The organism is Desertihabitans aurantiacus, from assembly GCF_003344635.1.
Taxonomy (GTDB): domain Bacteria; phylum Actinomycetota; class Actinomycetes; order Propionibacteriales; family Propionibacteriaceae; genus Desertihabitans; species Desertihabitans aurantiacus.
Genome location: NZ_QPKK01000326.1, coordinates 1 through 3,617, shown reverse-complemented (window position 1 = coordinate 3,617; position 3,617 = coordinate 1). Strand labels below are relative to the sequence as shown.

6 protein-coding genes are annotated in these 3,617 nt (G+C 72.3%); 1 reads left to right on the top strand and 5 read right to left on the bottom strand.

Going from position 1 to position 3,617, the window contains the following annotated elements:
- Positions 1-896: MATE family efflux transporter (locus tag DVA66_RS18260; RefSeq protein WP_114561318.1), on the top strand; the 896-nt coding region annotated here is incomplete at its 5' end.
- A gap of 4 nt (positions 897-900) precedes the next feature.
- Here the strand turns inward: DVA66_RS18260 and DVA66_RS18255 are convergent.
- From DVA66_RS18255 to rpsF, 5 genes are all read right to left on the bottom strand, one after another.
- Positions 901-1,329: an NUDIX hydrolase gene (locus DVA66_RS18255; protein ID WP_408608933.1), complete on the bottom strand. Its 429-nt coding sequence runs from the start codon at positions 1,327-1,329 to the stop codon at positions 901-903.
- 135 nt (positions 1,330-1,464) lie between these two features.
- Positions 1,465-1,914 (bottom strand): 50S ribosomal protein L9, encoded by a 450-nt coding sequence (rplI, locus tag DVA66_RS18250; RefSeq protein WP_114561315.1) that lies wholly within the window; start codon positions 1,912-1,914, stop codon positions 1,465-1,467.
- Between the two features lie 14 nt (positions 1,915-1,928).
- Entirely contained in the window at positions 1,929-2,171 is a 243-nt protein-coding gene (gene rpsR, locus DVA66_RS18245) for a 30S ribosomal protein S18 (RefSeq protein ID WP_114127330.1), read from the bottom strand.
- 143 nt (positions 2,172-2,314) lie between these two features.
- Complete coding sequence (locus tag DVA66_RS18240; RefSeq protein ID WP_114561314.1) at positions 2,315-2,860, bottom strand: single-stranded DNA-binding protein; 546 nt, start codon at positions 2,858-2,860, stop codon at positions 2,315-2,317.
- 135 nt (positions 2,861-2,995) lie between these two features.
- A complete protein-coding gene (gene rpsF / locus DVA66_RS18235) occupies positions 2,996-3,286 on the bottom strand; it encodes a 30S ribosomal protein S6 (RefSeq protein WP_114561317.1) in 291 nt (96 codons plus the stop codon).
- Positions 3,287-3,617 lie beyond the last annotated feature (331 nt).

Genomic DNA, 3,617 nt, shown 5'->3' with positions numbered 1-3,617 from the left:
TGCTGGTGGTGCTGGCCGCGACCGGGGTGCTGCGCGGGCTGCAGGACACCCGCACCCCGCTGTACGTGGCGATCGGGATCAACCTGGCCAACATCGTCCTCAACGTCACCCTGGTCTACGGCCTCGGGCTGGGGATCCGCGGCGCCGCGCTGGGCACCGTGCTGGCCCAGACCACCGGCGCGGTGGTGCTGGCCCGGGTGGTGCTGCGCGGTGCCCGGGCCGAGGGGGTGCGGTGGCGCTGGCACCCGGCCGGCGTGCTGGCCGCGGCCCGGACCGGGGTCTGGCTGGTGCTGCGGACGGCGTCCATGCAGGTCACCGCCCTCACCACCACCGCGGTGGCCACCGGGATGGGCGCGGTCGTGCTCGCCTCCCAGCAGGTGGTGCAGAGCCTGTGGTCGCTGCTGGCCTTCGCCCTGGACGCCATCGCGATCGCCGCCCAGGCCATCATCGGGCGCTACCTCGGCGCCGGCGAGGGCGACCTGGTGCGCAGCCTGACCCGCCGGATGGTCGGCTGGGGGATGCTGGCGGGGGTGGTGTTCGGCTTCGTGGTGTGGGCGGCGAGCCCGCTCTACGTGCCGCTGTTCTCCCCCGACGAGGCGGTCCAGCAGCAGGTGCTGCGGGTGCTCGTGGTGGTCGCGCTGATCACCCCGGTGAGCGGTCTGGTGTTCGTCCTCGACGGCGTCCTCATCGGAGCCGGGGACGCCCGCTACCTGGCGGTCGCCAGCATGGTCACCACCGTGGTCTACGTGCCGCTGGCGGTGCTGGTCGGCTGGACCGGCTCCGGGCTGGTGTGGCTGTGGGGGGCGATGTGCGTGTGGATGCTGGCCCGGGCCGTCACGCTGGGCCTGCGGGCGCGCGGCGAGCGGTGGATGCGGCTGGGCGCCGAGGCGCTCTGAGCTCTCAGAGCCAGGGCTGGGCCGGCGGGTCGAGCGCGGCGTCGATCCGGCTGCGGTGGCGCGGCGTCATCGGCGGCAGCGCGTCCACGGCGAACCAGCCGACCTCCAGCGACTCGTCGTCGGCCACCCGGGCCTCGCCGGCGACGTGGCGGCAGCGGAAGACCAGGCTGAGGAAGTGGCAGACGTCGCCGTTGGGGTAGTGCACCACGTCGTCGCTGTGCACGCTGACCAGCCGCTCCACCTCGGCGGTGATGCCGGTCTCCTCGGTGATCTCGCGGAGCAGCCCGTCCACCGGCTGCTCCCCCGGCTCGAGGATGCCGGCTGGCACCGCCCACTCGCCGGTGTCGGCCCGCCGACCGAGCAGCACCCGGCCGTCGTCGTCGAGCACCACCCCCGTGACGCCGGGCAGCCAGAGCGGGTGGTGGCCCACCATCGAGCGCAGCTCGAGGATGAAGTCGGGGATCGGCACCCGGCCACCCTGCCACGCCCCGGCACCACCCGGGGACGCCGCAGGCCCGCCGGAACGGGTCCGACGGGCCTGTGGTGTGGTGCGTGGTGCGGCGTGCGCTCAGGCGGCGCCGACGACCTCCACCGGGAGGTGGGCGGTGACGCCGTCGTGCAGCTTGACGCCGACGGTGTGCTTGCCGGTCTGCTTGATCGGCTTGGCGATCTCGACGCTGCGCTTGTCGACCGAGGGGCCGCCGGCCTTCTTGATGGCGGTGGCGACGTCGGCCGCCGTCACGGCACCGAACAGCCGGCCGGAGTCGTGCACCCGGACCGAGAGCTGGATCGAGAGCTGCTCGATCTGATCGCGCACCTCCTGGGCGTGCTCCAGACCGCGGATCTCACGGGCGTCACGCACCCGCTTGATGTCGGCGATCTGCTTCTCCGCGCCCCGGGTCCACTTGATGGCGTGGCCCTGCGGGAGCAGGTAGTTGCGGCCGTAGCCGTCCTTCACCTCGACGACGTCGCCGGGGTTGCCGAGGTTGCTGACCTCGCGCGTGAGGATGAGCTTCATCGTGGTCCTCCTTCTCAGCGCGCCGTGGAGGCGTAGGGCAGCAGGGCCATCTCGCGCGCGTTCTTGATCGCGATGGCGACCTTGCGCTGGTCCTGCACCGACAGCCCGGTCACCCGGCGGGCGCGGATCTTGCCGCGCTCGGAGATGAACTTCCGCAGCTGGGCGGTGTCCTTGTAGTCGACGTGGGCGATGCGGACGGTCTTGGCCGGTGCGCCGCCCTTCCCCTTCTTCACGGGCGGCTTGCCACGTGGGGCCATTGTGGTGCTCCTTCATCTGAGCCCGGCCGGAGCCGGAATGTGCCTGTCGCTCCCCGACGGGCGGGGCGTTGTGTGTTCAGTTGCGGGACCGAGCTACCTCGGCCTTCGAGCGGGTCGGTGATCGCAGATCAGGACGGTGTCGATCAGAACGGGGGCTCGTCGCTCTGGGCCTGGGCCCAGGGGTCCTGCTGGGGCTGGCCGCCGCCACGGTTGCCGCCGCCGGACCAGGAGTCCTGGCTGCCGCCGTTGCCGCCGTAGCCTCCACCACCGCCCTGGCCGCCGCTCCCACCGCCGAAGCCGCCGCCACCGCCCTGGCCACCGCCCGAGCTGGTGCGGGTGACCTTGGCCGTGGCGTAGCGCAGCGCCGGGCCGATCTCGTCGACGTCCACCTCGAACACGGTGCGACGCTCACCCTCGCGGGTCTCGTAGCTGCGCGACTTCAGCCGGCCCTGGACGATGACCCGCATCCCCTTCTGCAGGGACTCGGCCACGTTCTCGGCCGCCTGTCGCCAGACCGCGCAGTTGAGGAACATGGCGTCGCCGTCCTTCCACTCACCGCTCTGGCGGTCGAAGGTGCGCGGGGTCGAGGCCACCGTGAAGTTGGCCACGGCCGCTCCGGACGGGGTGAACCGCAGCTCGGGGTCGGCGGTGAGGTTGCCGACCAGGGTGATGACGGTTTCGCCAGCCATGTTCGCTCCGTTGTTCGAGGGCCTCAGAAGGCCTGGACGTCGTGTCTGCGATCACTGTGCCACGCGGGTCCGACGGGTTTCGAGGCCTCGACCCGGTGGCTGTGGACAGCTCCCGGATCCCGGGAGCCGCCGACCTCAGTGCGCGTCGGGACGCAGCACCTTGGTGCGCATGACCTGCTCGTTGATGCCGAAGAGCCGGTCCATCTCCTGCACGGCCTCGGGGGTCGCGGTCAGGTTGATGACGGCGTAGATGCCCTCGGTCTTCTTCTGGATCTCGTAGGCGAGGCGGCGCTTGCCCCACACGTCCACGTTCTCGATCGAACCACCGGCGTCGGTGATCACCTTGGTGTACTGCTCCAGCAGCGGGTTCACCTGGCGGTCGTCGGTGTCCGGGTCGATGATGACCATCACCTCGTACTTGCGCATCGCGAACTCCACCTCCTCTGGTCTCGGCGGCCACGGGACGTCCCCGTGGCAGGAGGGCGAATGCGTGCCCCGGCCACGGGTCGTGGCAAGGGACGTGGTCGAAGGGTCGACCAGCGGTCCACCCTACCAGCAGCGGCGTGGACGGCGCGCGACGTCGCGGCTCAGCCGCGCAGGGCCTGGGCGAGGCGGGCCACGGCCTCCCGCTCCCGGCCGTCGCGGAGGTTGCCGAAGCCGAGCACCAGCCCGGCCCCGGACGCCGACCGGACGCGGTAGCGCGCCAGGTCGGCCACCCCGACCCCGGCCTGGCGCGCCCGGGCCACCACCGCCGCGG